This window comes from Streptomyces sp. NPDC008086, assembly GCF_042957325.1.
Classification (GTDB): Bacteria; Actinomycetota; Actinomycetes; order Streptomycetales; family Streptomycetaceae; genus Streptomyces.
Genome location: NZ_JBIBIA010000003.1, coordinates 803,937 through 826,731 on the forward strand (window position 1 = coordinate 803,937; position 22,795 = coordinate 826,731).

A 22,795-nucleotide genomic window follows, 5' to 3' on the forward strand; every position below is an offset into this window, starting at 1 on the left:
GCCTGCCTATTCTGGTGGTGGGCCGGTCCTGCTCGCAGCGCGCGAGAAGGGAGCCGTGGTGACCGAGCGGACGATCGACAGGGCGGCCGCGGACACCTTGCGGCAGGCCAGGGACGCCGCCGCCCGTGAGGCGTGGGCCGAGGCGTACCGGCTGCTGAGCGGCCTGGACCCCGGCTGCCTCACCCCCGACGACTGTGCCGCTTTCGCGGACGCCGCCTGGTGGACGAGCCGGGTCGAGGAGTCGATCGTCCAGCGGACGCGGGCCTACTCCGGGTATGTCGCCGCGGGAGCGGCCCGGCAGGCGGGGCACATGGCCTGGCTCCTCTTCTACGAGCACCAGCTGGCGGGACACACCTCCCTGGCCATGGGCTGGCTGCGCAGGTCCCGGCGGCATCTGCACGACAGGCCGGAGTGCGTCGAGCAGTGCTATCTCGCCTGGGTCGACGCGCAGGACGCGCAGGCGCGCGGCGCGTTCGACGAGGCGATGGCCGCGGCCCGGCGCATGACCGGCATCGCACGGCGCCGCGGCAGCCGGGACCTGCTCGCCATGGGCATCCAGGCGCAGGCGGGCGTCCTGGTGGCCCAGGGGCTCGTCGGGGACGGGCTCGACCTGCTGGACGACGCGATGTGCTCGGCGATGGCCGGTGAGCTCAGCTCCTTCTTCACCGGGTGGGTGTACTGCCTGGGCCTCCAGCAGTCCATGGCCTGTGTCGATCTCGGACGGGCCGCCGAGTGGACCGACGCGGCCATGCGGTGGTGCGCGGCGATGCCGGCCGAGAACAACTTCCGCGGACTGTGCCGGGTACACCGGGTCGAGGTGCTGGAGCTGCGCGGCAGCTGGCCCGAGGCCCTGTCCGAGGCGGAGCGGACCTGCGAGGAACTGCTGCCGTACGAGCGCCGGATGGCCGCGCAGGCCGTCTATCTGGTCGGCCAGATCCAGCGGCGGCGCGGCGAGCTCACGGCGGCCGAGCAGGCGTACGACCGCACCCATGAGCTCGGCCGTGCCCCGCAGCCCGGACTCTCCCTGCTGCGGCTGGCCCAGGGGAAGGCCGACGCCGCGGCCACGGCGCTGCGGCTCGCGCTCTCGGGCGCGGTCGAGGCCGTCGGTCTCGAACGGTGCCGGCTGCTCGCGGCGCAGGTGGAGATCTCCCTGGCGCTGGGCCGTACGGCCGAGGCACGGGAGGCGGCCGAGGAGTTGCGGTCGCTGGCCCTGGACTGGCAGCGGCGGTGCGGCTCCGGGACGACCCTGCTGCACGCGAGTGCCGCGTGGGCCTGCGGCGCGGTGGCCTTCGCGGCCCGTGACCTCGACCGGGCGCTGCCCGAGCTGCGCCGGGCGCTGACGCTCTGGCTGGAGCTGCGGGTGCCGTACGAGGCGGCCGGGGTGCGGATGACGCTGGCCGCGGCCGACCGGGTCGCCGGGGACGACGAGGGCGCCCGGATGGAGCTGCGGGCCGCGGAGCACACGTTCCGGCAGCTCGGCGCCGTGCCGGACGCGCGCCGGGCCGCGGCCCTCCTCGCCGAGGTACGCCGGCGCCGGCCGGGAGGGCTCACCGAGCGCGAGATCCAGGTGCTGCGGCTCGTCGCGGCGGGCCGCACCAACCGGGCCGTCGCGGCGGAGCTGGTCATCAGCGAACACACGGTCGCCCGGCACCTCAACAACATCTTCGCCAAGCTCGACGTGTCCTCACGGGCGGCGGCGACGGCGTACGCGTTCCAGCACGGCCTCGCGTGAGGTGTGGGCGCCGCGTCCGGGCCGCGCATGGGCCGTTCTGCCCATGCCCGATCCGCCACGATGGGCGGTTCCGGCGATGAGAGCGCCGCCGTCACGGGCGTACACCGGTGGTGTGCCGCTTCCCGGCACAGGTACAGGCACAAGTACACGTACAGGCACAGACGCAGGCACGGAGAGCGGGTGGTTGCCATGGCGACCTACACACCGACCCTCGACCATCAGCTGCTGGACCGTCTGCGCGGAGCCGTGCGCGGCGACCTCGTCGAGCCCGGCGACCCGGACTACGACGAGGCACGCAGGGTCTACAACGCCATGCACGACCGACGGCCGGCGATCGTCGTGCGGGCCGTCGACACGGGCGACGTCATGGCCACGGTGGACTTCGCCCGCGAGCAGGGCCTGCCGCTCGCGGTGCGCGGCGGCAGCCACAGCGTCCCCGGCTACGGCACCTGTGACGGTGGGGTCGTCCTCGACCTCGGGCGGATGCGCGGGAGCCGCGTCGATCCTGGCACCCGCACGGCGTGGGTCGAGGGCGGCTGCACCTGGGCGGACGTCAACCACGCCACGCACGCGTTCGGTCTTGCCACCACCGGCGGGGTCGTCTCCACCACCGGCGTGGGCGGCCTGACGACCGGCGGCGGCATGGGCTATCTGGCCCGGCAGTGCGGTCTGGCCTGCGACAACCTCGTCTCGGCGGACCTGGTGACGGCCGACGGCACCTTCCTGACCTGCACCGACGACCAGAACAGCGACCTGATGTGGGCGGTGCGCGGAGGGGGCGGCAACTTCGGGGTCGTGACGTCGTTCGCGTACCGGCTGCACCCGGTTGCCGACATCCTCGGCGGGCCGACCTTCTTCCCGCTCGACGCCGACGTGATCCGCCGCTACCGGGAGCTGGTCGCCGAGGCGGACGAACGGCTCGGAGCCGTCTTCGTCGTGGGGCTCGGACCACCGGTGCCGTTCCTGCCCGAGCGCTGGCACGGTCGTCCGGTGTGCGGCGTCGTCGCCTGCTGGACCGGACCGCGGGACGAGGACGACCGGGTCCGGGACCGGGTCGCCGCCCTCGGGCCGGTGCTCGGCCGGCATCTGGAGCGCATGCCCTACCCCGTGATCAACACCCTCTTCGACGACCTGGTGCCGCCCGGCCTGTTCCACTACTGGAAGGGCGCCTTCACCCAGGGACTGCCGGACGGGGTCGTCGACACCTTCGTCGAGTACGGCCCCACGACGCCCTCGATCCAGAGCGTGACGATCGTCTTCCCCGTCGACGGGGCCTGCCACCGCGTCGGACCGCAGGAGACCGCCTTCTCCTACCGGGACGCCGACTACTCGATCGCGCTCAGCCCGACCCTGACCACCCGGGAGGGCTGCGAGGCCGGCAAGGACTGGGTGCGCGCCTTCCACCGGGCGCTGGAACCGCACTCCATGGGAGGCGGCTACGTGAACTTCATGGACGGCGACGACCAGGACCGCGTACGCGCCAACTACCGCACGAACTACGCCCGTCTCCGGGACCTGAAGCGGCGCTACGACCCGGGCAACGTGTTCCGTCTGAACCACAACATCGCCCCGTGAGGAAGCCGGCCGGGAATCCCGGGGGCGCCGCGGTGTTGAACCCTGCATGAGCTCCGTGATCGCGCAGACCCGCTTCTCCGTCCTCGACCGCTCCCGCACCCGGGAGGGCCGTACCAACGCCGAGGCGCTGCGCGACACGGTGGAGCTGGCGCGGGAGCTGGAGGAGCTGGGCTACCACCGGGTCTGGGTCTCGGAGCACCACGGCGTCCCCGGTGTCGCGGGTTCCGCGCCGACCGTGCTGGCCGCCGCCGTGGCGTCCGCGACCCGCACCATCCGGGTCGGCACCGGCGGCGTGATGCTGCCCAACCATCAACCGCTGGTCGTGGCCGAGCAGTTCGGGGTGCTGGAGTCCCTCTTCCCGGGGCGTGTCGACATGGGGCTGGGGCGTTCGGTGGGCTTCACCGACGGGGTGCGCAGGGCGCTCGGGCGGGACAAGGGGGACGCGGAGGACTTCGCGGCGCAGATCCAGGAGCTGCTCGGCTGGTTCCGGGGCACCTCGCCCACAGGGGTGCACGCGCGTCCCGCCGAAGGGCTGACGGTGCCGCCGTTCGTGCTGGCCATGGGCGAGGGAGCGGGCATCGCGGCCCGCGCGGGACTGCCCATGGTCATCGGTGACCTGCGGAACAGGGAGAAGATGCAGCGCGGCATCGACCACTACCGCGCGAGCTTCCGGCCCTCCTTCTGGGCGAGCGAGCCGTACGTCGTGATCTCGGGCACCGTCGCGGTGGCCGCCACGCCCGAGGAGGCCCGGCGGCTGCTCGTGCCCGAGGCCTGGTCGATGGCCCACTCGCGCACGCACGGCACCTTCCCGCCGCTGCCGCCCGCCGAGCGCATCGAGGCGCTCACGATGAGCGACAAGGAGCGCGGCTTCTACGAGGGCGGCCTCGCCGGGCACATCGCCGGCACGGAGGACCAGGTCGCGCACGAGCTGGAGACGGTGCTGAAGGAGACGGGCGCGCAGGAGGTGCTGGTCACGACGAGCACGTACGACCGTGCGGCCCTCGTGGAGTCCTATCGCGGGCTCGCCCGGATCGTCACGGCCTGATCCCTTCGCATAGGATCGCGGGGTTTGCCCCGCGCCCACCGAGCCGCCCGTCCCGGAGCTTTTGCCCATGCACTCGCCGCACGATCCGTACGTCCGTGTCCGTGGCGCCCGTGAGCACAATCTCAAGGGCGTGGACGTCGACATTCCGCGGGACGTGTTGACCGTGTTCACAGGCGTGTCCGGGTCCGGAAAGTCGTCGCTGGCGTTCGGCACGATCTACGCGGAGGCCCAACGCCGGTACTTCGAGTCGGTCGCGCCGTACGCGCGCAGGCTGATCCACCAGGTCGGCGCTCCGAAGGTCGGCGAGATCAGCGGGCTTCCGCCCGCCGTGTCCCTGCAGCAGCGCCGCTCGGCGCCGACATCCCGCTCCTCCGTCGGCACGGTCACCAACCTCTCCAACTCCCTGCGGATGCTGTTCTCCCGCGCGGGCGCCTACCCGCCGGGCGCCGAGCGGCTCGACTCGGACGCCTTCTCGCCGAACACGGCGGCCGGGGCGTGCCCTGCGTGCCACGGGCTCGGCCAGGTGCACCGTACGTCCGAGGAACTGCTGGTCCCCGATCCGTCGCTGTCGATCCGGGAGGGCGCGATCGCCGCGTGGCCGGGGGCGTGGCAGGGCAAGAACCTGCGGGACATCCTCGACGCGCTCGGCCACGACGTCGACCGGCCCTGGCGGGAACTGCCCGCCGGGGAGCGCGCGTGGATCCTCTTCACCGACGAGCAGCCGGTCGTCACCGTCCACCCGGTACGCGACGCCGACCGTATCCAACGGCCGTACCAGGGCACGTACATGAGTGCCCACCGGTACGTCATGAAGACGTTCTCCGACTCCAGGAGCCCGACCCTCAGGGCCAGGGCGGAGCGGTTCCTGGCCGCCGCGCCCTGCCCGGCGTGCGGCGGCAGCCGGCTGCGGCCCGAGGCGCTGGCGGTGACGTTCGCCGGCCGGACGATCGCGGAGCTGGCCGCGTTGCCGCTCACCGGGCTGGCGGCCGCCCTCGACGGCGAGGCCGCGTCGGAGACGGCCCGTGTCCTCACCGAGGACCTGCGGTCGCGGATCGCCCCCGTCGTCGAGCTCGGCCTGGGCTATCTCAGCCTCGACCGCGCCACGCCCACGCTCTCGGCGGGCGAGCTGCAACGCCTGCGGCTCGCGACCCAGCTGCGGTCCGGGCTCTTCGGTGTCGTGTACGTCCTGGACGAGCCGTCCGCGGGACTGCACCCGGCGGACACGGAGGCGCTGCTGACGGTGCTGGCGCGGCTGAAGGCGGCCGGGAACACGGTGTTCGTGGTGGAGCACCACCTCGACGTCATGCGGGGCGCCGACTGGCTCGTCGACGTGGGTCCGCGTGCGGGTGAGCACGGCGGGGAGGTGCTGCACAGCGGGCCGGTGGCCGAGCTGGCGACGGTCGCGGAGTCGGCCACCGCGCGCTTCCTGTTCGACGCCTCCCCCGCCGCCGTACGCCAAGTACGCGCCCCGCACGGTCAGTTGAAGGTCGGCCCGGTCACCCGGCACAACCTGCGCGGGGTGACCGCCGAGTTCCCGCTCGGCGCGTTCACGGCCGTCACCGGGGTGTCCGGCTCGGGCAAGTCCACCCTCATCGGCGAGATCACCGAGGACCTGGCGGGCGTCGGGCGCCTGGTCTCGGTCGACCAGAAGCCCATCGGCCGCACCCCGCGCTCCAACCTCGCCACCTATACCGGCCTCTTCGACGTCGTACGCAAGGTGTTCGCGGCCACCGACGAGGCACGGCAGCGCGGTTACGGCGTCGGACGCTTCTCCTTCAACGTGGCGGGCGGACGCTGCGAGACCTGTCAGGGCGAGGGGTTCGTCAGCGTGGAGCTGCTGTTCCTGCCGAGCACGTACGCGCCCTGCCCGGACTGCGGCGGGGCACGCTACAACCCCGAGACGCTGGCCGTGGCGTACCGGGGACGGAACATCTCGCAGGTGCTCGACCTCACGGTGGAAGGGGCCGCGGACTTCTTCGTGGACACGGCGGCCGTGGCCCGCAGCCTCGCCACCCTGCTGGACGTCGGCCTCGGCTATCTGCGGCTCGGGCAGCCGGCGACCGAGCTGTCCGGCGGCGAGGCCCAGCGGATCAAGCTGGCGAGCGAGTTGCAGCGCGCCCGGCGCGGCCACACCCTGTACCTCCTCGACGAGCCGACGACCGGCCTCCACCCGGCCGACGTCGAGGTGCTGATGCGCCGGCTGCACGGGCTCGTCGACGCCGGGCACACCGTGGTCGTGGTCGAGCACGACATGTCCGTCGTGGCGGGCGCCGACTGGGTGATCGACCTGGGGCCCGGCGGCGGTGACGCGGGCGGACGGATCGTGGCGGCGGGCCGGCCGGCGGAGGTGGCGCGCTCCGAGGGAAGCGCCACGGCGCCGTACCTGGCGCGTGTGCTGCCCTGATCCGACGGGCGTGACGCCCTGAAATCCCCTTGGGCGACGGGCAGTCGTGACTCGTGGAATCGCGGCGTGCGTTGATCCTGCGCGCGGCGGCGTGTGCCGTCGCGGACCGTGCGGGCGCCCGGATGTTCCATGGCCGCCCCGGCAGGCATACCCGTCACCGCTCCCACGGAGATCACGCATGACCGCACCGCAGTCCCTCACCTACGACGCGTTCGTCGCCCTCGCCACGTCCGACCCCGCCGTCGTCGGCCTCGTCCTCAAGGGCTCGCGGGCCCATGACGGCATGGCCACCGAGCACTCCGACCACGATCTGTACGTCGTCCTCGCGGACGGCGCGGCGACGGACCTGCGCCGCCTCGCCGGCCACCGCACGGCTCTGCTGGATCTGGTGATCGTCTCTCTGGCCGAGTTCGGGCGGCCGGAATGCCGGGCTTCGAGCGTTAGGCCCTCGCCCGGGCACGGGTCGTGCTCGACCGGCTGGACGGCGGGATCGCGCGGATCCTCGCCGCCAAGGCACGGCTCGGCGCCGACGAGGCGTCCCGGGCGGCCGAGGGATGGCTCGACGCGTACGCCAACTCCGTCTACCGCTCGGTCAAGAACGACCGGGACGGCGAGCCGCTCGCCGCCCGGCTCGACGCCGCCGACAGCGTGGGCCACCTGCTGGAGCTGCTCTTCGCCCTGGACCGGCGGCCCCGCCCGTACAACAGGTACCTACGCTGGGAGCTCGCCCGCCATCCGCTGCCGGGCTGGGACGGCGCCGCCCTGCTGCGGGACGTGGACCGCGTCTGCGCGAGCGGCGACGTGGCCGTCCAGCGGCGGCTGTTCGCCCGGGTGGAGGCCGCGGCCCGCGGGGCGGGGCACGGGACGGTGCTGGACGCCTGGGGCGAGGATCTCCCGCTCATGCGGCCCCGGTAGCACGGAGCGTTCGGCGGCTCGGGCCAGCTCACGGCGGTCGGTGCACCGGCCCGGCACGATGGGCTCCCGCACCTCGACCTCGGCGACCAGCCCACGTGCCCGCACCACCCGCCACACCGAGGTGAGCAGCGCGTCCTCGCCGACGAAGGCGGCCGCCGTGCTGGGCGTGCCCCGGGTCAGCCGGTAGCGCAGGCGGACCGGCTGGACGGGTACGTCCGCGTCGAGGGCCGCCTGGAAGGCCGCCCGGCGGAAGCGGCCCTGGGCGCGCCCGCACCAGGTGCTGCCCTCGGGGAACACGGCGACCGCCTCCCCGGCCCGCAGCGCCCCGGCGATCCGGGCCACCGTCCCGGGCAGGGCGCGGATCCGGTCCCGGTCGATGAACAGGGCGCCGCTGCGGGCGGTCAGCCACCCCGCGACAGGCCAGTCCCGGATCTCCGACTTGGCGAGCATCCGGGCCGGGCGGACGGCGGCGAGCAGCGGGATGTCCAGCCAGGAGACGTGGTTGGCGACGAGCAGCAGTCCGCCGTCGGGCGCCGCGCCGCCGTCGATCCGTACCCGGACGCCCGCGGCCCGCCCGACCCAGCCGCACCAGCGCCGGATCAGCCCAGCGGGAATCCGCCCGCTCAAGGGGATGGCCACGAAGCCGACGACCAGCAGGAGCAGGACCGCCGTGAGCCGCAGGACGGCCAGCGGTACGGCTCTGCCGCTTCCTGCGGCCGCCACACACACCTGCGGGGTGCAGGGCGCGTGGGGCCGCCAGAGGTTCGCCGCCTCGGCGGGGTGGGCGGCCTGGGGACCGGTCGCCGGAGGGACGCGTACGGCGCCGAGGGAGTGGGTGCTCATGGCGGCCACGTCCGTCACGCCGGGACGAGGGAGAGGAAGTGCCGCAGATAGCGCGAGTTGACCCGGCGCATCGACAGCAGCACATACAGGTCGGCGACCCCGAACTCCGGGTCGTGCGCGGGCTCGCCGCAGACGAAGGCGCCGAGGCGGAGGTAGCCGCGCAGCAGGGCCGGGAGTTCGGTGTGGGTGGCGGGGGCCGGGGCGGTCGGCTGCCAGGGCCGCAGCGGTCGTACCCGGTACTCCTCCGGGGCCAGATGCTTGGCCTGGACCCGGTCCCAGGTCCCGGCCGCGAGCGCGCCGCCGTCGGCCAGCGGGATCGAGCAGCAGCCGGCCAGCCACTCGTGGCCGCGGTCCACCATGTAGCGGGCGATGCCGGCCCAGATCAGGCTGATGACGGCGCCGTCGCGGTGGTCGGGGTGCACGCAGGAGCGGCCCACCTCGACCAGGTTCGGGCGCAGGGCGTCGATCCGGGTGAGGTCGAACTCGCCCTCGGAGTACAGCCGCCCGGCGACCGCGGCGCGCTCCGGCGGCAGCAGCCGGTAGGTGCCGACGACCTGCCCGGACACCTCCTCGCGGACGAGCAGGTGGTCGCAGTACGCGTCGAAGGCGTCGACGTCGTGCCCCGGCTGCGGGGTGGACAGCAGGGCCCCCATCTCACGGGCGAAGACATCGTGCCGCAGCCGCTGGGCCGCGCGTACGTCCTCCTCGTCGCGGGCGAGGCCGACGGTGTAGCGGGTGGGTGCCGTGGGCTGCGGGGGACGGTCGACGGTCAGTACGCCGGTCATGGCTTACTCCTGGTCACGGGCCGGGGACGGCGAGCGGAGGCGGTGGCGAGCGGTGTGAGGTGCCGCCCCTGTTCTTCCGATGCCGGTTGGCGTCCGCGTGACCTGTGCCAGGAGAGTTGATGTGCGGAGGTTGAACGCTTCGCCAGACCCGCGCCAAAAGGCGAGACGGGGCCGGGGAGCACCTCCCGACCCCGCCCGTCCGCACCTTCCGGCGAACGTCCACTGCAACCCTCAGGGGCGCGGGGCTGTATCGATAAGCGGCTCCGCCGCGTGCGACCAGCCACGACGCACCCGCAGCCGCCCCAGAACCGTGGCCCCTACGGCGCTACCGCTTCACCTTCCGAGCAGCCCGCAGCCACTCCTTGTTCATCCCGGTGATGGACATCAACGGAATGCCCTTGGGGCAGGCCGTGGCACACTCCCCCGCGAGCGTGCACCCCCCGAACCCCTCCTCGTCCATCTGCGCCACCATGTCCAGCACCCGCGTCTCCCGCTCGGGCGCCCCCTGCGGCAGCACATTCAAGTGATTGATCTTGGCGGACGTGAACAACATCGCCGCCCCGTTGGGACACGCCGCCACACACGCCCCGCACCCGATGCACTCCGCGTGCTCGAAGGCGAAGTCGGCGTCCGGCTTGGGCACCGGCGTGGCATGCGCCTCGGGTGCCGCACCCGTGGGCGCGGTGATGTACCCCCCGGCCTGGATGATCCGGTCGAACGCCGAACGATCGACGACCAGATCCTTGATCACCGGGAACGCCGACGCCCTCCACGGCTCGACATCAATCGTGTCGCCGTCGGCGAACGACCGCATGTGCAGCTGACAGGTGGTCGTCCGCTCCGGCCCGTGCGCATCGCCGTTGATCACGAGCGAGCACGCACCACAGATGCCCTCACGGCAGTCGTGGTCGAACGCGACGGGGTCCTCACCGCGGAGGATGAGCTCCTCGTTGAGGGTGTCGAGCATCTCCAGGAACGACATGTCGGAGGAGATGCCGTCCACCTCGTACGTGGACATGGCGCCTTCGGCGTCGGCGTTCTTCTGCCGCCAGACGCGCAGGGTGAGCTTCATGCGTAGCTCCGCTGGGTGGGGTGGACGTACTCGAAGACGAGGTCTTCCTTGTGCAGGACCGGAGCGGCCCCGGTGTCGGTGAACTCCCAGGCCGCCGCGTAGGCGAACTCGTCGTCCTTGCGGGCCGCCTCGCCGTCCGGTGTCTGCGACTCCTCACGGAAGTGGCCGCCGCAGGACTCCGCGCGGTGCAGGGCGTCCAGACACATGAGCTCGGCGAGCTCCAGGTAGTCGACGACGCGGTTGGCCTTCTCCAGTGACTGGTTGAACTCCTCGCCGACACCGGGGACCTTGATGCGCCGCCAGAACTCCTCGCGGATCTGCGGGATGCGCTCCAGCGCCTTGCGCAGACCGGAGTCCGTGCGGGCCATGCCGCAGAACTCCCACATCAGTTCGCCGACCTCGCGGTGGAAGGAGTCCGGGGTGCGGTCGCCGTCGACGGACAGCAGCAGGTTGAGCCGGTCCTCGGTCTCCGCCAGCACCTCCTGTACGACGGGGTGTTCGGCGGTGACCCGCTCGTGGTGCGGGTTGCGGGCGAGGTAGTCGTTGATGGTGGCCGGCAGCACGAAGTAGCCGTCGGCCAGGCCCTGCATCAGGGCCGACGCGCCCAGCCGGTTCGCCCCGTGGTCGGAGAAGTTGGCCTCGCCGATCGCGAACAGGCCCGGGATGGTGGTCTGCAGGTCGTAGTCGACCCACAGTCCGCCCATGGTGTAGTGCACGGCCGGGTAGATCCGCATCGGCACCTCGTACGGATCCTCGTCGGTGATCCGCTGGTACATGTCGAAGAGGTTGCCGTACTTGGCCTCGACGGCCCCCCGGCCCATGCGCTTGATGGCGTCGGCGAAGTCGAGGTAGACGCCCTGTCCGCCGGGGCCCACTCCCCTGCCCTCGTCGCAGACGTTCTTCGCGGCGCGGGAGGCGATGTCGCGCGGGACCAGGTTGCCGAAGGAGGGGTAGATGCGCTCCAGGTAGTAGTCGCGCTCGTCCTCGGGGATCTTGTTGGCGGGCCGGTCGTCGCCCCGGGCCTTCGGCACCCAGATCCGGCCGTCGTTGCGCAGCGACTCGCTCATCAGCGTCAGCTTGGACTGGTGGTCGCCGGTGCGCGGGATGCAGGTGGGGTGGATCTGGGTGAAGCAGGGGTTGGCGAAGTAGGCGCCGCGGCGGTGGGCCCGCCAGACGGCCGTGGCGTTGGAGTTCATGGCGTTCGTCGACAGGTAGAAGACGTTGCCGTAGCCGCCGGAGGCCAGCACCACCGCGTCCGCGAAGTACGTGTCGATCCTGCCGGTAACGAGGTCCCGGGCCACGATCCCGCGCGCCCGCCCGTCGACGACGATCAGGTCGAGCATCTCGGTACGCGGGTGCATCTCGATGTTCCCGGCGGCGATCTGCCTGCTGAGCGCCTGGTAGGCGCCGAGCAGCAGCTGCTGTCCCGTCTGGCCGCGGGCGTAGAACGTCCGGGAGACCTGGACGCCGCCGAAGGACCGGGTGTCGAGCAGTCCGCCGTACTCGCGGGCGAAGGGCACGCCCTGCGCCACGCACTGGTCGATGATCTCGACGGAGATCTGCGCGAGCCGGTGGACGTTGGACTCCCGGGCGCGGAAGTCGCCGCCCTTGACGGTGTCGTAGAACAGGCGGTGCACGGAGTCGCCGTCGTTGCGGTAGTTCTTCGCCGCGTTGATGCCGCCCTGCGCGGCGATGGAGTGGGCACGGCGGGGGGAGTCCTGGTAGCAGAACTGGACGACGTGGTAGCCCTGTTCGGCGAGGGTGGCACCCGCGGAGCCGCCGGCCAGCCCGGTCCCCACCACGATCACCGTGTGCTTGCGCCGGTTGGCGGGGTTGACCAGCTTGGCCTCGAAACGGCGCTTGTCCCAGCGCTCGTTGACCGGGCCGGCGGGGGCTTTGGCGTCGGCGACCGGTTCGCCGGTCGTGTACTCGGCGTAGGTAGACATGTCAGCTCACCAATCCGGTCATGACGCCCACGGGTACGGCGATGAAACCGACCGTGAGCAGCAGCGCGAGGACGTCGGCCGTGGTCTTCAGGGCGCGGTCGCGGGTGCGGTTGCCGGCGCCGAGGGTCTGGGCGGCGCTCCAGAAGCCGTGCCGGATGTGCAGGCCGAGCGCGAGCATCGCGACGATGTAGATGGTGTTGCCGTACCAGGTGGAGAAGGTGTCCACGACGTTCTGGTAGGGCCGGCCCTCCTGGAAGCCGCCGGGGTGCACGGTGCCGGTCGTCAGGTCCAGGACGTGCCAGACGATGAACAGGCCGAGGATGATGCCGCCCCAGCGCATGGTGCGCGTGGCGTAGGAGGCCCGCGGCTTCTTGTGCACGTACTTGCTGGGGCGCGCCCGGATGTCGCGGCGACTGAGCTGGTACGCGGAGGTGGCGTGCGCGACGACCGCGACGACCAGCACGATCCGCACGAGCCAGAGCGTCCACTCGTAGTGCATGAACGGCTCGCCGACGGTGCGCAGCCAGTGCGCGTAGTGGTTGAACTCGCCCGCCCCGAAGAAGATCTTCAGGTTTCCGATCATGTGGACGACCAGGTACAGCAGCATGATCAGCCCGCTGACCGCCATCACGGTCTTCTTGCCGACGGTGGAGTCCCACACCGTGCGTGCCATGGACGTCCGTCGGTCCGTCCGCGTTGCCAGAGCCATGGAACAGGACGCTACGGCCGCCCGGCCTCATCGGTCCAAGACATGGTCCAGCTCGTTTCCATAGGCTGTCCCTATGCAGGTCCTATGCTGGCCGTATGCAGTTCCAGCAGCTCCAGTACTTCGTGGCGGTCGCCGAGACCCGGCACTTCACCCGGGCGGCCGACCTGGTGCATGTCGCGCAGCCCTCGCTGTCGCAGCAGATCAAGGCGCTGGAGCGGGAGTTGGGCGCGGACCTGTTCCTGCGGGCGCGCGGCAACATCACGCTGACGGACGCCGGGGAGGCCCTGCTGCCGCTTGCCCGGCGCATCCTGGCCGACGCGGACACCGCACGGCACGAGGTGCAGGAACTGGTGCAGCTGCGCCGGGGCCGGGTCCGGCTGGGCGCGACCCCGAGCGTGTGCACGGGCCTGCTCCCGGACGTGCTGCGGGCCTTCCACGACCGCTATCCCGGTATCCAGCTGTTGATCGAGGAGGGCGGCTCGCACGACCTGGTGCGGGAGCTCGCCCGCGGCGCCCTCGACCTGGCCCTGGTCGTCCTGCCCCTGCCGACCCCCTCCCCCGCGCTGACCACCGTGGAACTGCTCCGCGAGGACCTGGTGGTCGTCTCCTCGCCGGAGGCGCCCCGCCCGGGCGGCGGCCGGCGCACCGTGCGCATCGCCGACCTGGAGGGCGAACGCCTGGTGATGTTCCGGCACGGCTACGACCTGCGCGAGCTGACCGTGGCCGCCTGCCGCGCCGAGGGCTTCGAACCGGACTTCGCGGTCGAGGGCGGCGAGATGGACGCGGTGCTGGGGTTCGTGCGGGCGGGGCTCGGGGTGGCCGTCGTCCCGCGCATGGTGGCGGCCCGGTCGGGGCGGGGGCTACGGGTCACCCCGCTGGCCCGGCCCGGCCTGCACCGTACGATCGCGCTGGCCCACCGCAGCGACGTGGCGCCGCCCCGGGCCGCACGGGAGTTGCAGCGGATGCTGCTGGAGCGGTGAGACGCTCATGAGCCCCCGCACAGGCCGGCCCGGCACGGCACGTCAGGCGAAGGTGATCACGCTGCGGCCGCGTGCGGAGCCGTCGGCCATCGCGTCGAGGACCGCCGGGGCCTGGTCGAGGGTGATCGGCGTGACCTCGGGCAGGATTCCGTGGGCCGCCGAGAAGGCGAGGGTGTCGCGCAGGTCGTGCGGGGAGCCGGACGGGGACGCGGCCACGTGCAGACGGTTGAGGATCATGGGCTGGGTGGGCAGCGTGAGCGGCTCGGAGCCGTAGCCGAGCAGCAGGAGCGTGCCGTCGGGGGCGATGCCGCCCAGGGTGGCGGTGGCCGCGGCGGTGGAGGGGGCGGCGTTCAGCACCAGGTCGGCGCCGCCGTCCCAGGCCCTGAGCACGTCGGCCGGGTCGGACTCGTCGGTGGCGACGAACAGTTCGGCGCCCATCGCCTTGGCCTGGTCCTCGCCGCGCCGGGAGCGGCCCACGACGGCAACGCGGGCGCCCATCGCGACGGCGTAGCGCACCGCCAGCGCGCCCACTCCGCCCAGGCCGACGACGGCGACCCGGGAACCTGCCTCGGCGCCGCCCTGCCGCAGGCCGTTGAAGGCGGTGAGGCCGGCGCACATCAACGGAGCCGCGGCCACGGGGTCGAGGCCCTCCGGCAACGGGGTGACGAAGTCGGCCTTGAGCAGCACGTACTCGGCGTATCCGCCGTCGGCGACGATGCCGGTGACGCGCTTGCGCGGGCACAGGATCTGGTCGCCGCGCACGCAGTAGTCGCAGTGCCCGCAGGAGTCGTACAGGAACTGGGCGCCCACCACGGTGCCGACCTCGGGCCAGGTTACGCCGTCGCCGACGGCGGTCACCACGCCGGTGATCTCATGGCCGGGGACGACGGGGTAGCGGGCGAACGGGTAGTGGCCGCGCAGGAGGTTCAGGTCGGAGAAGCAGACGCCGCACGCGGTCACCTTGACCAGCACCTCGCCGGCGGCCGGCTGGGGGACGTCGAGCGTGTCCAGGGCGAGCGGAAGGTTCGCGCCGGTGGCGACGGCAGCACGCATCACGGGCTCCAGGGGGTGAGGCGGGGCTCCGGGGTGTCCGGTGCCTTCGAGTCTTCGGGCCCTCAGTGTTCCCCGACCGTACGCGGGCCGCACGGGGGACGGACGGTGGCCCGCCCCGGTCCTGCGCGGGGCCGCGGGAGCGGCCCCGTCCCGTGCGGCCCCGGTTCAGCCCGTCGCGTCCACCAGCGCCAGCTGGTGCAGCCGGTCCGGCGGGCCCGGGCGGGCGTAGTACCAGCCCTGGGCCGTGTCGCAGCCCAGGATCCGCAGCTGCTCGGCCTGGGCTCCGGTCTCCACGCCCTCCACCGTGACCGTGAGGTCCAGACCGTGGGCGAGGGAGACGATCCCCTCGACGATCTTGAGGTCGACGGGGTCGGCGGGGAACTGCTGCATGCTCTGGGTGAAGGAGCGGTCCAGCTTGAGGATGCTCACCGGCAGCCGGCGCAGGTTGGCGAGGTTGGAGTAGCCGGTGCCGAAGTCGTCCAGGGCGATGTCGACGCCCATCTCGGCGAGCCGCCGCAGGGGCTTGAGCAGATCGTCGTCGGCGCCGATCAACGCCGACTCGGTGACCTCCAGGCAGAGGGCGTCGGGTGCCACGCCCGCGCGCTCCAGGATGTCCACCGTGTCCTGGACCAGCCCGGGGTGGGTGAGCTGGCAGGGCGACAGGTTGACGTTGATGCGCAGCGGCCCGGCGTCGTCCAGGCGTTCGCGCCACTCGCGGGCCTGACGCACCGACTGCTCCAGGACCCAGCGGCCGAGCGGCACGATGAGTCCGGTGTGCTCGGCGAGCGGGATGAACCGGTCCGGGCCGAGGATGCCGTGCTGCGGATGCAGCCAGCGCACCAGGGCCTCCGCGCCGCGCACGCTGCCGTCTCCGAGGTGGACCAGCGGCTGGTACTCGATGAAGAACTCGCCCCGCTCCAGGGCCATCGGCAGCGCCGTGGTCAGTCCGTGCCGGGTGATGGCGCGGGCGTCGGCCTCCGGGTCGGCGAGCTCGAAGCGGTTGCCGCCCGCGGACTTGGCCCGGTACATGGTGATGTCGGCGCTGCGCAGCACCTCCGCCGGGCTGCGCTCCCCGGCCGGGCCCTCGACGATGCCGATGCTGCCGCGCACGGTCAGCTCCCGGCCGTCGACGCTGATCGGGGCGATCAGGGCGTTCATGATGCGGGCGGCGAGCTCGTCGACCTCGCGCTCGGTGTCGGGGCCGGTGGTCAGCGCCACGAACTCGTCGCCGCCGAGCCGCGCGACCATCTCGCCGGGCGCGGTGGCGCAAGACTGGAGGCGGTCGGCGACCTCGACGAGCAGCCGGTCGCCGGCCGCGTGGCCGAGGCTGTCGTTGACGGTCTTGAAGCCGTCCAGGTCGAGGTAGCACAGGCCGAACCGCTGGCCTTCCCCGGCGCCCAGTGCCTTCTCCAGGCGCTCGAAGAAGAAGGTGCGGTTGGGCAGGCCGGTGAGCGCGTCGTGGGTGGCCTCGTAGCGCAGCCGCAGATTGAGCAGGCGGCGCTCGGTGGTGTCCTCCATGAGGGCCAGCTGGTACTGCGGGTTGCCGTCGGGGTCACGCAGCAGGGAGACCGTGAGGTTGGTCCACAGGACCGTGCCGTCCGGGCGGGAGAACGCCTTCTCGACGTGGTAGTGCTCGCGCTCGCCGCGTACGAGTTCCTCGTAGAGCTTCCAGGTCTGCGGCGCGTCCTCGGGATGGGTCCACTGCATGACGTTGCGACCGTGCATGGTCTGCTCGGAGACGCCGAACATCCTGAGCAAGGCGCCGTTGACCTGCAGGACGTTGCCCTCCAGGTCGGCGATTCCGATGCCTATGGCCGCGCCCTCGAAGACCGCGCGGAAGCGGGCCTCGGTGGCGTGCAGGGCCTGGGCCACCACGCCCTGGGCCTTGAGGGCGGCCGCGGAGATCGCCTCCTGCTCGGCCAGCGTCCGTTCGCGCAGCGCCTGGGCGAACCCGGCGGCCATGGCGTGCTGGAGGCGGGCGGAGCGGGCCCGCTGGTCCTCCTGGTCGCCGTCGGTGCCGCAGTACAGCACGAGGTAGGCGTCCACGCAGTCCAGTGAGCGGCTGAGCGCCTCGGGGTCGGTGCAGTGCGCGGTGACGAGGGCGGCGCCGACCGCCTTGCCCTCGTCCGCGTCGAAGGTCCTGGACCTGAGTGCCTCGCTCAACCGCCGGGCCAGCGGGAGCAGTTGCTCCTCGAACTCCGGCCGGGTCGACGACGTCGAGGTGACCGGGAAGACCGCCCGGCTCCAGATCGTCGCGAACCGGCGCAGTCTGTCCTCCGGCCCGTCCGGCCCCGCGCTCACGCCGTACGCCCCACGCCGGCGAACCCGGAGAAGGCCCACGGATCGTCGTCCTCCGGTGCGGTGTCCGGCCGCCAGAGCGGCATCGGCACCAGTCCGGGTTCCACCATGTCGTACCCCTCGAAGAACCGCGCGATGGTGTCGCGCGAGCGCATGATCAGCGGGTTGCGGATGTCCTTGTACACGTCGACCGTGCCCTTGGCCCGCTCCTCGGGCAGCGGGATTCCCTCGTACGAGGCATGCGTGAGCACCAGCAGGCTGCCGGGCGCGAGTTCGTCGCGCAGCTGGGCCACCACGTCGTACGGGTCGTCCTCGTCCTCCACGAAGTGCAGTATCGCAACGAGCAGCAACGCCACCGGCCGGTTCAGGTCGATGAGGCGCTCGACCTGGGGACTGGTCAGGATCTCCCGGGGCTTGCGCAGGTCCGCGGCGACGATGTCCGCGCTCTCGTTGCCGGCGAGGACCGCCTGGCTGTGCGCGACCGCGACCGGGTCGTGGTCGACGTACACCACTCGGGCGTCGGGGCTGGCCGCCTGGGCCACCTCGTGGACGTTGCCGAAGGTCGGGATGCCGGAGCCGATGTCCAGGAACTGGGTGATGCCCTCGTCGAGCGCGAAGCGCACCGCGCGGCGCATGAACGCCCGGTTCGCCTGCATGATCTTGGGGAGTCCCGGCATGAACTCCATGGCCTTGCGGCCGGCTTCCCGGTCGACCTCGAAGTTGTGCGAACCGCCCAGGTAGTAGTCGTAGATCCGCGAGACGCTGGGCACCGAGATGTCGATGCTCCGAGGGGCCCAGGCGGGACGCTCCATCTGTCTCTCCATGGCGTAGGCGATCCGGTGTTCGAGCTGAGGCTACTGATCGCCTGCCAAAGGAGCGAGCGGAAACGGAAATTGACCATCCGTTCCCGGTCACTGCCTGTGGCACGTGCCGCACGGACGCCCCACGCACTCTTCACGAAAGCATGCGAAGCATTCCACAGAGTTGCGAACCATGGTGAAAGAGGGCGGAGAACCACGGTGAATCACGGCAGACCGGTCCGCCCCCGCGCGTGGAGCCGCGGGGGCGGACCGGTGGGTCGGCGCGCCGGCCGTTCGTCCGGCACTCTCGCTGTCCTCGTCCCTCCCTCCGCGGTCCGTGCGTGTTCGACTGGTGAGGCGATCAACCCTGGGGAGGTGTGATCTCTACTGTTCCGACGCGCCGACCGGCTTGCCGTCGGGGCGGATGGCGAACCAAGTGCCGCCGACGCCCTGACCGTTGGTGTCGCCGGGCTTCTTGTCACCGGCGAAGGTGTAGATCGGCACGCAGTCGATGGTCTGCTGCTTGATCCCGTCGGGCCGGTCGAAGACCACGTAGCCCTGACCCCTGGGGCCGGAGCCCTTCAGGTCGATGTCCTCGGTGTCCTTGGCGTCGACCGGCGCGATGACCGGCCACTTCTCCAGGCACTCGCCGGTGCACGCCGTCTTCATCGGCCAGGGCGAGTCCTTCATGAAGCGGTAGACCGTGTGGCCGTTCTTGTCGATGACGATCTCGCCGAGCTTGGCGTCCTTGCGGGTGGACAGACCGGGCAGGTCGCCCGCCTCGGCTCCGCCCTCCGCGCCGCCCTGCGCCTTCTTGCCGTCGGGGGCGAGCGCGTACCAAGTGCCGCCGACACCCTGGCCGTTGACGTCGCCCGCGTTGACGTCCTTCGCATAGCGGTACGCCGGCCAGCCGTCGACGGTCAGCTGCTTGGTGCCGTCGGAGCGGGTGACCGAGCCGAGCAGCGCCTTGTCGATGCCGGCCCCGGCCGTGGCGTCGTCCGCGGGGACCGGCGGCCACTTCTTGGCGCAGTCGCCGTCGCAGTTCGACTTCGGCGGCTCCACGGTGTCCTTGTCGAAGCGGTAGAGCGTCAGACCGGCACTGTCGGTCAGCACCTTGCCGAGTTCCTGGTTGGTGGAGACGGCGAGCTCACCGGCCGAGCTCGACTGCGTGGCGGCCTCCTGGCCCGCCGCGCCGGCGTCGTAACCGGATCCGTTGCCCAGGCCGGTGCCGGCGGTTCCGTAGTCCCCGGCCGCGGCCGTGGCACCCACGTTCTGGCTGCTCGCCGGCGGGGCGGTCTCCGAGCCGCATGCCGTCGTCAGCGCCGCCACCGCCACGGCGCTCACCACGAGCGAGGCGCTCCGCCACGAGGTCTTCATCGTCAACTCCCCATACTCACAAGGGTGTTGCAGCGCCCTGCTGCGCCGCCGCACGACAAGAGGTACGCACGAGAGCCATGCCGGTGTTCAACCGGCGCACGAATTTCTTTCCGGAACCTGTGACACCGCCCGCATCGCACCTGTGAACCCCGGCGCCTCACCCGCCCCGGCTGTCGCGCCGTGTCACACATCCGTGCGCCTCAGCGGTTACGCGTCCGCCCCTGATCAAACCTTTCGTGGGGCATACGTCGCCCGTTCGGGGCAATCCCCTCACTCTCCGGCGTGTGAAAGCGCGCACTGGCTCAGGATCTTCGTCGTGCATGGACTCGAACCGACCCAATCCACCCTGACCTCAAGGGTATTGACGGTGCTGACGCTGACCTGGCTCCTGGTGTCGGCACCGGCCTCCGTGGCGGAGGCCACGGTCTGCGCGTACGCCGACACCGGACCGGACGGCGCGAGGGCGGTCGCGGTCGTCGGGAGCCTCACCTGGCCGACTCCCCCGCACTGCCCGACACCGACCCCCACACCGACCCCGACGCCCACGCCGACCCCCACCCCCACGCCCACGCCGTCGCCCTCGCCGGATCCCACCCCGACGCCCCCTCCGAAGCCCACGCCCACCCCGGAACCCGAGCCACCGCCACCCCCGCCGCCCCCACCGCCGACGACCCAGGCGCCCCCGGCCCCGCGCCCCGCGCCGCCCCGTCCGCGGCCGGTACCTCCGACACCCACTCCGAAGCCGTCGGTCAGGCCCACCCCGAGTCCGTCCGTGACGCCGGTGCACTACCCGCCCTACCGCGCCGGTCAGCACCGGCGGCCGGCCCGTGACGCCCCGTCGCCCCTCACCTTCGTCCTGCTCATCGCGGCGCCCGCCATCGCCGCCGTGGCCGCGCTGCGGCCGCGCTGACCCCGCTGACCCTGGAGGCTTCTCTTGCCGGAATGGCTTGTTCTCACCCTCGCGATGCTGGCCGCCTGTGCCGTGGTGGTCATCATCACCCTCCTGCGGCACCGCACGGCTCCCGAGGACGAGGATCCCTCCGAGACCCCGGACGTCATCGAGTACATGACGATGTGGATCGGCGTGGTCTACGCCATCGTCCTGGGTCTGGCCATCGCCGGCGTCTGGGAGGGCCGCAGCGCCGCCCAGGACCACGTCCAGGCCGAGGCCGTCGCGCTGCACGAGGTCTCGGAGCGGGTCCGGGTCTATCCCGCCGACATCCGCGACCGCATTCGGGAGGATGTCAACGCCTATGTCGGACACGTCGTCAACACCGAGTGGAAGGCGATGGCGGACGACGGCCGGATGACCGAGCGCGGCTCCCAACTTTTCCAGCGCATCCGGGAGGACGTCACCGACTACGAGCCCGGGACGGACTTCGAGGCACAGGCCTACCAGCCGCTGCTGGACCAGGTGACCGCCGCCGACCAGGCGCGCAACGCCAGGGCGAACTCGACCGGGGAGACCATGCCGGGCGTGGTGTGGTTCGGGCTCATCGCGGGCGGCGTCGTCACCATCGGGATGATCTTCGCCCTCCAGATCCGGCGCACACCCCGTGAGCTGGTCCTGGCCGGGCTGTTCTCCGCGCTGATCGCCTTCCTGCTCTTCCTGATCTGGGACTTCGACGCGCCCTACAGCCGGGGCGTGACGGCATCGGCCGAACCGTTCCTGGAACTCTTCCCGCACATCAAGGGCTGACCGCCCGTCAACCGTGTGGGCCCCCGGGAGACACCGTCCCCTGAGCGGCCCACACGGTTGACCCATTCGTACGACAGCAATCGCGCAGGTGGACGCACCTTCCTAGCGTTTCGTCCATCGAGGTGCATTTCCGTCGCAAGCGGAAGAGGTCCGCGGCTGCTCCTCGGGGAACCCGGAGGAACCACCATGCGCGCGATACGCGTCACTTCGGCGGCACTGCTGGGTGCCACCGCCCTCGCCCTGACCGCACTGACCGCCCCGGCCGCCCGGGCGTACGAGGACGACTCGGGTTTCTGGGCCAGAGTTCTGCCCGCCACCGTCGCGCCCGGCGGGCGGGTCACGCTGCACGCGAGCGGCTGCGAGCAGAGCGTGACCGTGGCGTCGGCGGTCTTCGACACGGTCACCATTCCCCGGGGGCGGACGACGGCCAGGACCACGGTCGACCGGGACGCGAGGTCTGGTGCCGTGTACGAGGTGTCGTTCTACTGCGGCACGTTCTGGCAGAGCGTCGACCTCACGATCGCCGGCGGCCGGCCCGCCCCGGTGCGTCCCGATCATCCGCACAAGGGCGTGCACGCCGGCGGGGGCGGCAGCTTCGCCGGGCTGAACCTCAAGGAACTCGGTCTGGGCGCCGCGCTCGTCACGGGCGCCCTGGGGACGGCGTACCACCTCTCCCGGCGCCGCACCGACGAGGACGGCGCCTGACACCGCCGCCCGTCCCACCGCTCCCGCCTTCGCTCAGGTCTTCGCCCCGGATCCCCAGGAGGGGGCCGGGGCGAAGGCCCGAGTTCGTGCGAGAGGGCTGTGCGGGGGGGCTGTCCGCGGCGGATCCGCCGGCGACGGGCGCCGCGTCAGGCCCGCTTCTCCGCGCGGCGGCGCATCCAGAACACGCCGCCACCGACGATGGCGACGGCGATGAGCCCGCCTCCGATGGCCATGTCGGTCGGCGTCGCCCCGGTGGAGCTGCTGCCGCCGAGACCGCCCTGGACGCCGCCGATGACGCTGAAGGCGGCCGGGTTGGTCAGGCTCCTGGAGTCGCAGACGACCGTGATGCTGTGCGGGCCCGGCCGCGCGTTCCTGTTGACCGTCGCGGTGCCCCGCGCGGTGTTGCTGCCGTGGACGGGGTTCAGGCGGGTGGGCCGGAAGGCGTCCGAGGTGGCGGTGCCGCCCCGCGGGCAGTTGTCGACGGTGATGGTGAGCTGGCCGCCGCGGGCGATGGCGCTGGGCATGGCGACGATGTTGCTCGGGCCGACGGGCATGCCGTCGCGGGCGACGGCCGCGGGGGCGGCGAGGCTGAGAGCGGCTACCGCGGTGGCAGCGGCCGCCATGGCACGTGTAGTACGCATGTGATCCTCCGCGGAAGACGCCCCGGGAACCGTCCCCGGTCGATCGGCGAGAAAGCGCCTCCCAGAAAGACCCTCAGATGCCCTGCCCGAGGTCGCATTTCGGCAATGGTCCGTCCTGGTGAGAGGACACGCCGACCGATCACCCCACAATCGGAATTGCCGCAGGTCACGGACCGTCAGAATTTTCCTGCCGGTGGCAACTCGGATGGCGCACCG

19 protein-coding genes are annotated in these 22,795 nt (G+C 72.2%); 8 read left to right on the top strand and 11 right to left on the bottom strand.

From position 1 onward, the window contains the following. Positions 1–58: 58 nt before the first annotated feature. The 4 genes from ACFZBP_RS13830 to ACFZBP_RS13845 all read left to right on the top strand — a co-directional run bounded on the left by ACFZBP_RS13830 (position 59) and on the right by ACFZBP_RS13845 (position 6,756). Complete coding sequence (locus tag ACFZBP_RS13830) at positions 59–1,732, top strand: LuxR C-terminal-related transcriptional regulator (protein ID WP_391412861.1); 1,674 nt, start codon at positions 59–61, stop codon at positions 1,730–1,732. Between the two features lie 189 nt (positions 1,733–1,921). After that, positions 1,922–3,307, top strand: a complete 1,386-nt coding sequence (locus tag ACFZBP_RS13835; RefSeq protein WP_383442245.1) for an FAD-binding oxidoreductase — start codon at positions 1,922–1,924, stop codon at positions 3,305–3,307. Between the two features lie 46 nt (positions 3,308–3,353). After that, on the top strand, positions 3,354–4,352 hold the full coding sequence (locus ACFZBP_RS13840) for an MsnO8 family LLM class oxidoreductase (RefSeq protein WP_391412864.1): 999 nt from the start codon (positions 3,354–3,356) through the stop codon (positions 4,350–4,352). 67 nt (positions 4,353–4,419) lie between these two features. Next, positions 4,420–6,756, top strand: coding sequence for an ATP-binding cassette domain-containing protein (locus ACFZBP_RS13845; protein ID WP_391412866.1), 2,337 nt, complete (start codon positions 4,420–4,422; stop codon positions 6,754–6,756). Positions 6,757–6,928: 172 nt separating this feature from the next. Here ACFZBP_RS13845 and ACFZBP_RS13850 read toward each other — a convergent pair whose 3' ends face one another. From ACFZBP_RS13850 to ACFZBP_RS13875, 6 genes are all read right to left on the bottom strand, one after another. After that, complete coding sequence (locus ACFZBP_RS13850) at positions 6,929–7,123, bottom strand: hypothetical protein (protein WP_391412868.1); 195 nt, start codon at positions 7,121–7,123, stop codon at positions 6,929–6,931. 344 nt (positions 7,124–7,467) lie between these two features. Then, positions 7,468–8,514, bottom strand: coding sequence for a 1-acyl-sn-glycerol-3-phosphate acyltransferase (locus tag ACFZBP_RS13855; protein ID WP_391412871.1), 1,047 nt, complete (start codon positions 8,512–8,514; stop codon positions 7,468–7,470). Between the two features lie 14 nt (positions 8,515–8,528). Next, on the bottom strand, positions 8,529–9,299 hold the full coding sequence (locus ACFZBP_RS13860) for a GNAT family N-acyltransferase (protein ID WP_391412874.1): 771 nt from the start codon (positions 9,297–9,299) through the stop codon (positions 8,529–8,531). A gap of 325 nt (positions 9,300–9,624) precedes the next feature. After that, a complete protein-coding gene (locus ACFZBP_RS13865; RefSeq protein WP_391412876.1) occupies positions 9,625–10,371 on the bottom strand; it encodes a succinate dehydrogenase/fumarate reductase iron-sulfur subunit in 747 nt (248 codons plus the stop codon). Beyond that, positions 10,368–12,317 (bottom strand): fumarate reductase/succinate dehydrogenase flavoprotein subunit, encoded by a 1,950-nt coding sequence (locus ACFZBP_RS13870; protein WP_383442227.1) that lies wholly within the window; start codon positions 12,315–12,317, stop codon positions 10,368–10,370. The genes ACFZBP_RS13865 and ACFZBP_RS13870 overlap by 4 nt, the downstream gene beginning before the upstream one ends. A 1-nt stretch (position 12,318) precedes the next feature. Beyond that, positions 12,319–12,990 carry a succinate dehydrogenase gene (locus ACFZBP_RS13875; protein WP_391413045.1) on the bottom strand — a complete coding sequence of 224 codons (672 nt, stop codon included), beginning with the start codon at positions 12,988–12,990 and terminating at the stop codon, positions 12,319–12,321. Between the two features lie 131 nt (positions 12,991–13,121). On the opposite strand from ACFZBP_RS13875, the gene ACFZBP_RS13880 reads away from it, so the two are divergent. Further along, a complete protein-coding gene (locus ACFZBP_RS13880) occupies positions 13,122–14,006 on the top strand; it encodes a LysR substrate-binding domain-containing protein (protein WP_391412878.1) in 885 nt (294 codons plus the stop codon). A 42-nt stretch (positions 14,007–14,048) separates the two neighbouring features. On the opposite strand, the gene ACFZBP_RS13885 is transcribed toward ACFZBP_RS13880, so the two are convergent. The 4 genes from ACFZBP_RS13885 to ACFZBP_RS13900 all read right to left on the bottom strand — a co-directional run bounded on the left by ACFZBP_RS13885 (position 14,049) and on the right by ACFZBP_RS13900 (position 19,534). Beyond that, positions 14,049–15,059 carry an alcohol dehydrogenase catalytic domain-containing protein gene (locus ACFZBP_RS13885; protein WP_391412880.1) on the bottom strand — a complete coding sequence of 337 codons (1,011 nt, stop codon included), beginning with the start codon at positions 15,057–15,059 and terminating at the stop codon, positions 14,049–14,051. A gap of 165 nt (positions 15,060–15,224) precedes the next feature. After that, positions 15,225–17,360, bottom strand: coding sequence for an EAL domain-containing protein (locus ACFZBP_RS13890; RefSeq protein ID WP_391412882.1), 2,136 nt, complete (start codon positions 17,358–17,360; stop codon positions 15,225–15,227). Then, positions 17,357–18,169: an SAM-dependent methyltransferase gene (locus tag ACFZBP_RS13895; protein WP_383442214.1), complete on the bottom strand. Its 813-nt coding sequence runs from the start codon at positions 18,167–18,169 to the stop codon at positions 17,357–17,359. The genes ACFZBP_RS13890 and ACFZBP_RS13895 overlap by 4 nt, the downstream gene beginning before the upstream one ends. Before the next feature lie 372 nt (positions 18,170–18,541). Then, on the bottom strand, positions 18,542–19,534 hold the full coding sequence (locus ACFZBP_RS13900) for an SCO0930 family lipoprotein (protein ID WP_383442211.1): 993 nt from the start codon (positions 19,532–19,534) through the stop codon (positions 18,542–18,544). A gap of 367 nt (positions 19,535–19,901) precedes the next feature. On the opposite strand from ACFZBP_RS13900, the gene ACFZBP_RS13905 reads away from it, so the two are divergent. The 3 genes from ACFZBP_RS13905 (at position 19,902) to ACFZBP_RS13915 (ending at position 21,938) form a co-directional block, all read left to right on the top strand. Next, positions 19,902–20,444 (top strand): hypothetical protein, encoded by a 543-nt coding sequence (locus ACFZBP_RS13905; protein WP_391412885.1) that lies wholly within the window; start codon positions 19,902–19,904, stop codon positions 20,442–20,444. Positions 20,445–20,468: 24 nt separating this feature from the next. Continuing rightward, the gene (locus ACFZBP_RS13910; RefSeq protein ID WP_391412887.1) at positions 20,469–21,233 is read left to right on the top strand and encodes a hypothetical protein; all 765 of its coding nucleotides are present in this window, start codon (positions 20,469–20,471) and stop codon (positions 21,231–21,233) included. Positions 21,234–21,419: 186 nt separating this feature from the next. Beyond that, entirely contained in the window at positions 21,420–21,938 is a 519-nt protein-coding gene (locus ACFZBP_RS13915; protein ID WP_391412890.1) for a hypothetical protein, read from the top strand. A 146-nt stretch (positions 21,939–22,084) separates the two neighbouring features. Here ACFZBP_RS13915 and ACFZBP_RS13920 read toward each other — a convergent pair whose 3' ends face one another. Then, complete coding sequence (locus ACFZBP_RS13920) at positions 22,085–22,579, bottom strand: hypothetical protein (RefSeq protein WP_383442199.1); 495 nt, start codon at positions 22,577–22,579, stop codon at positions 22,085–22,087. Positions 22,580–22,795: the final 216 nt, after the last annotated feature.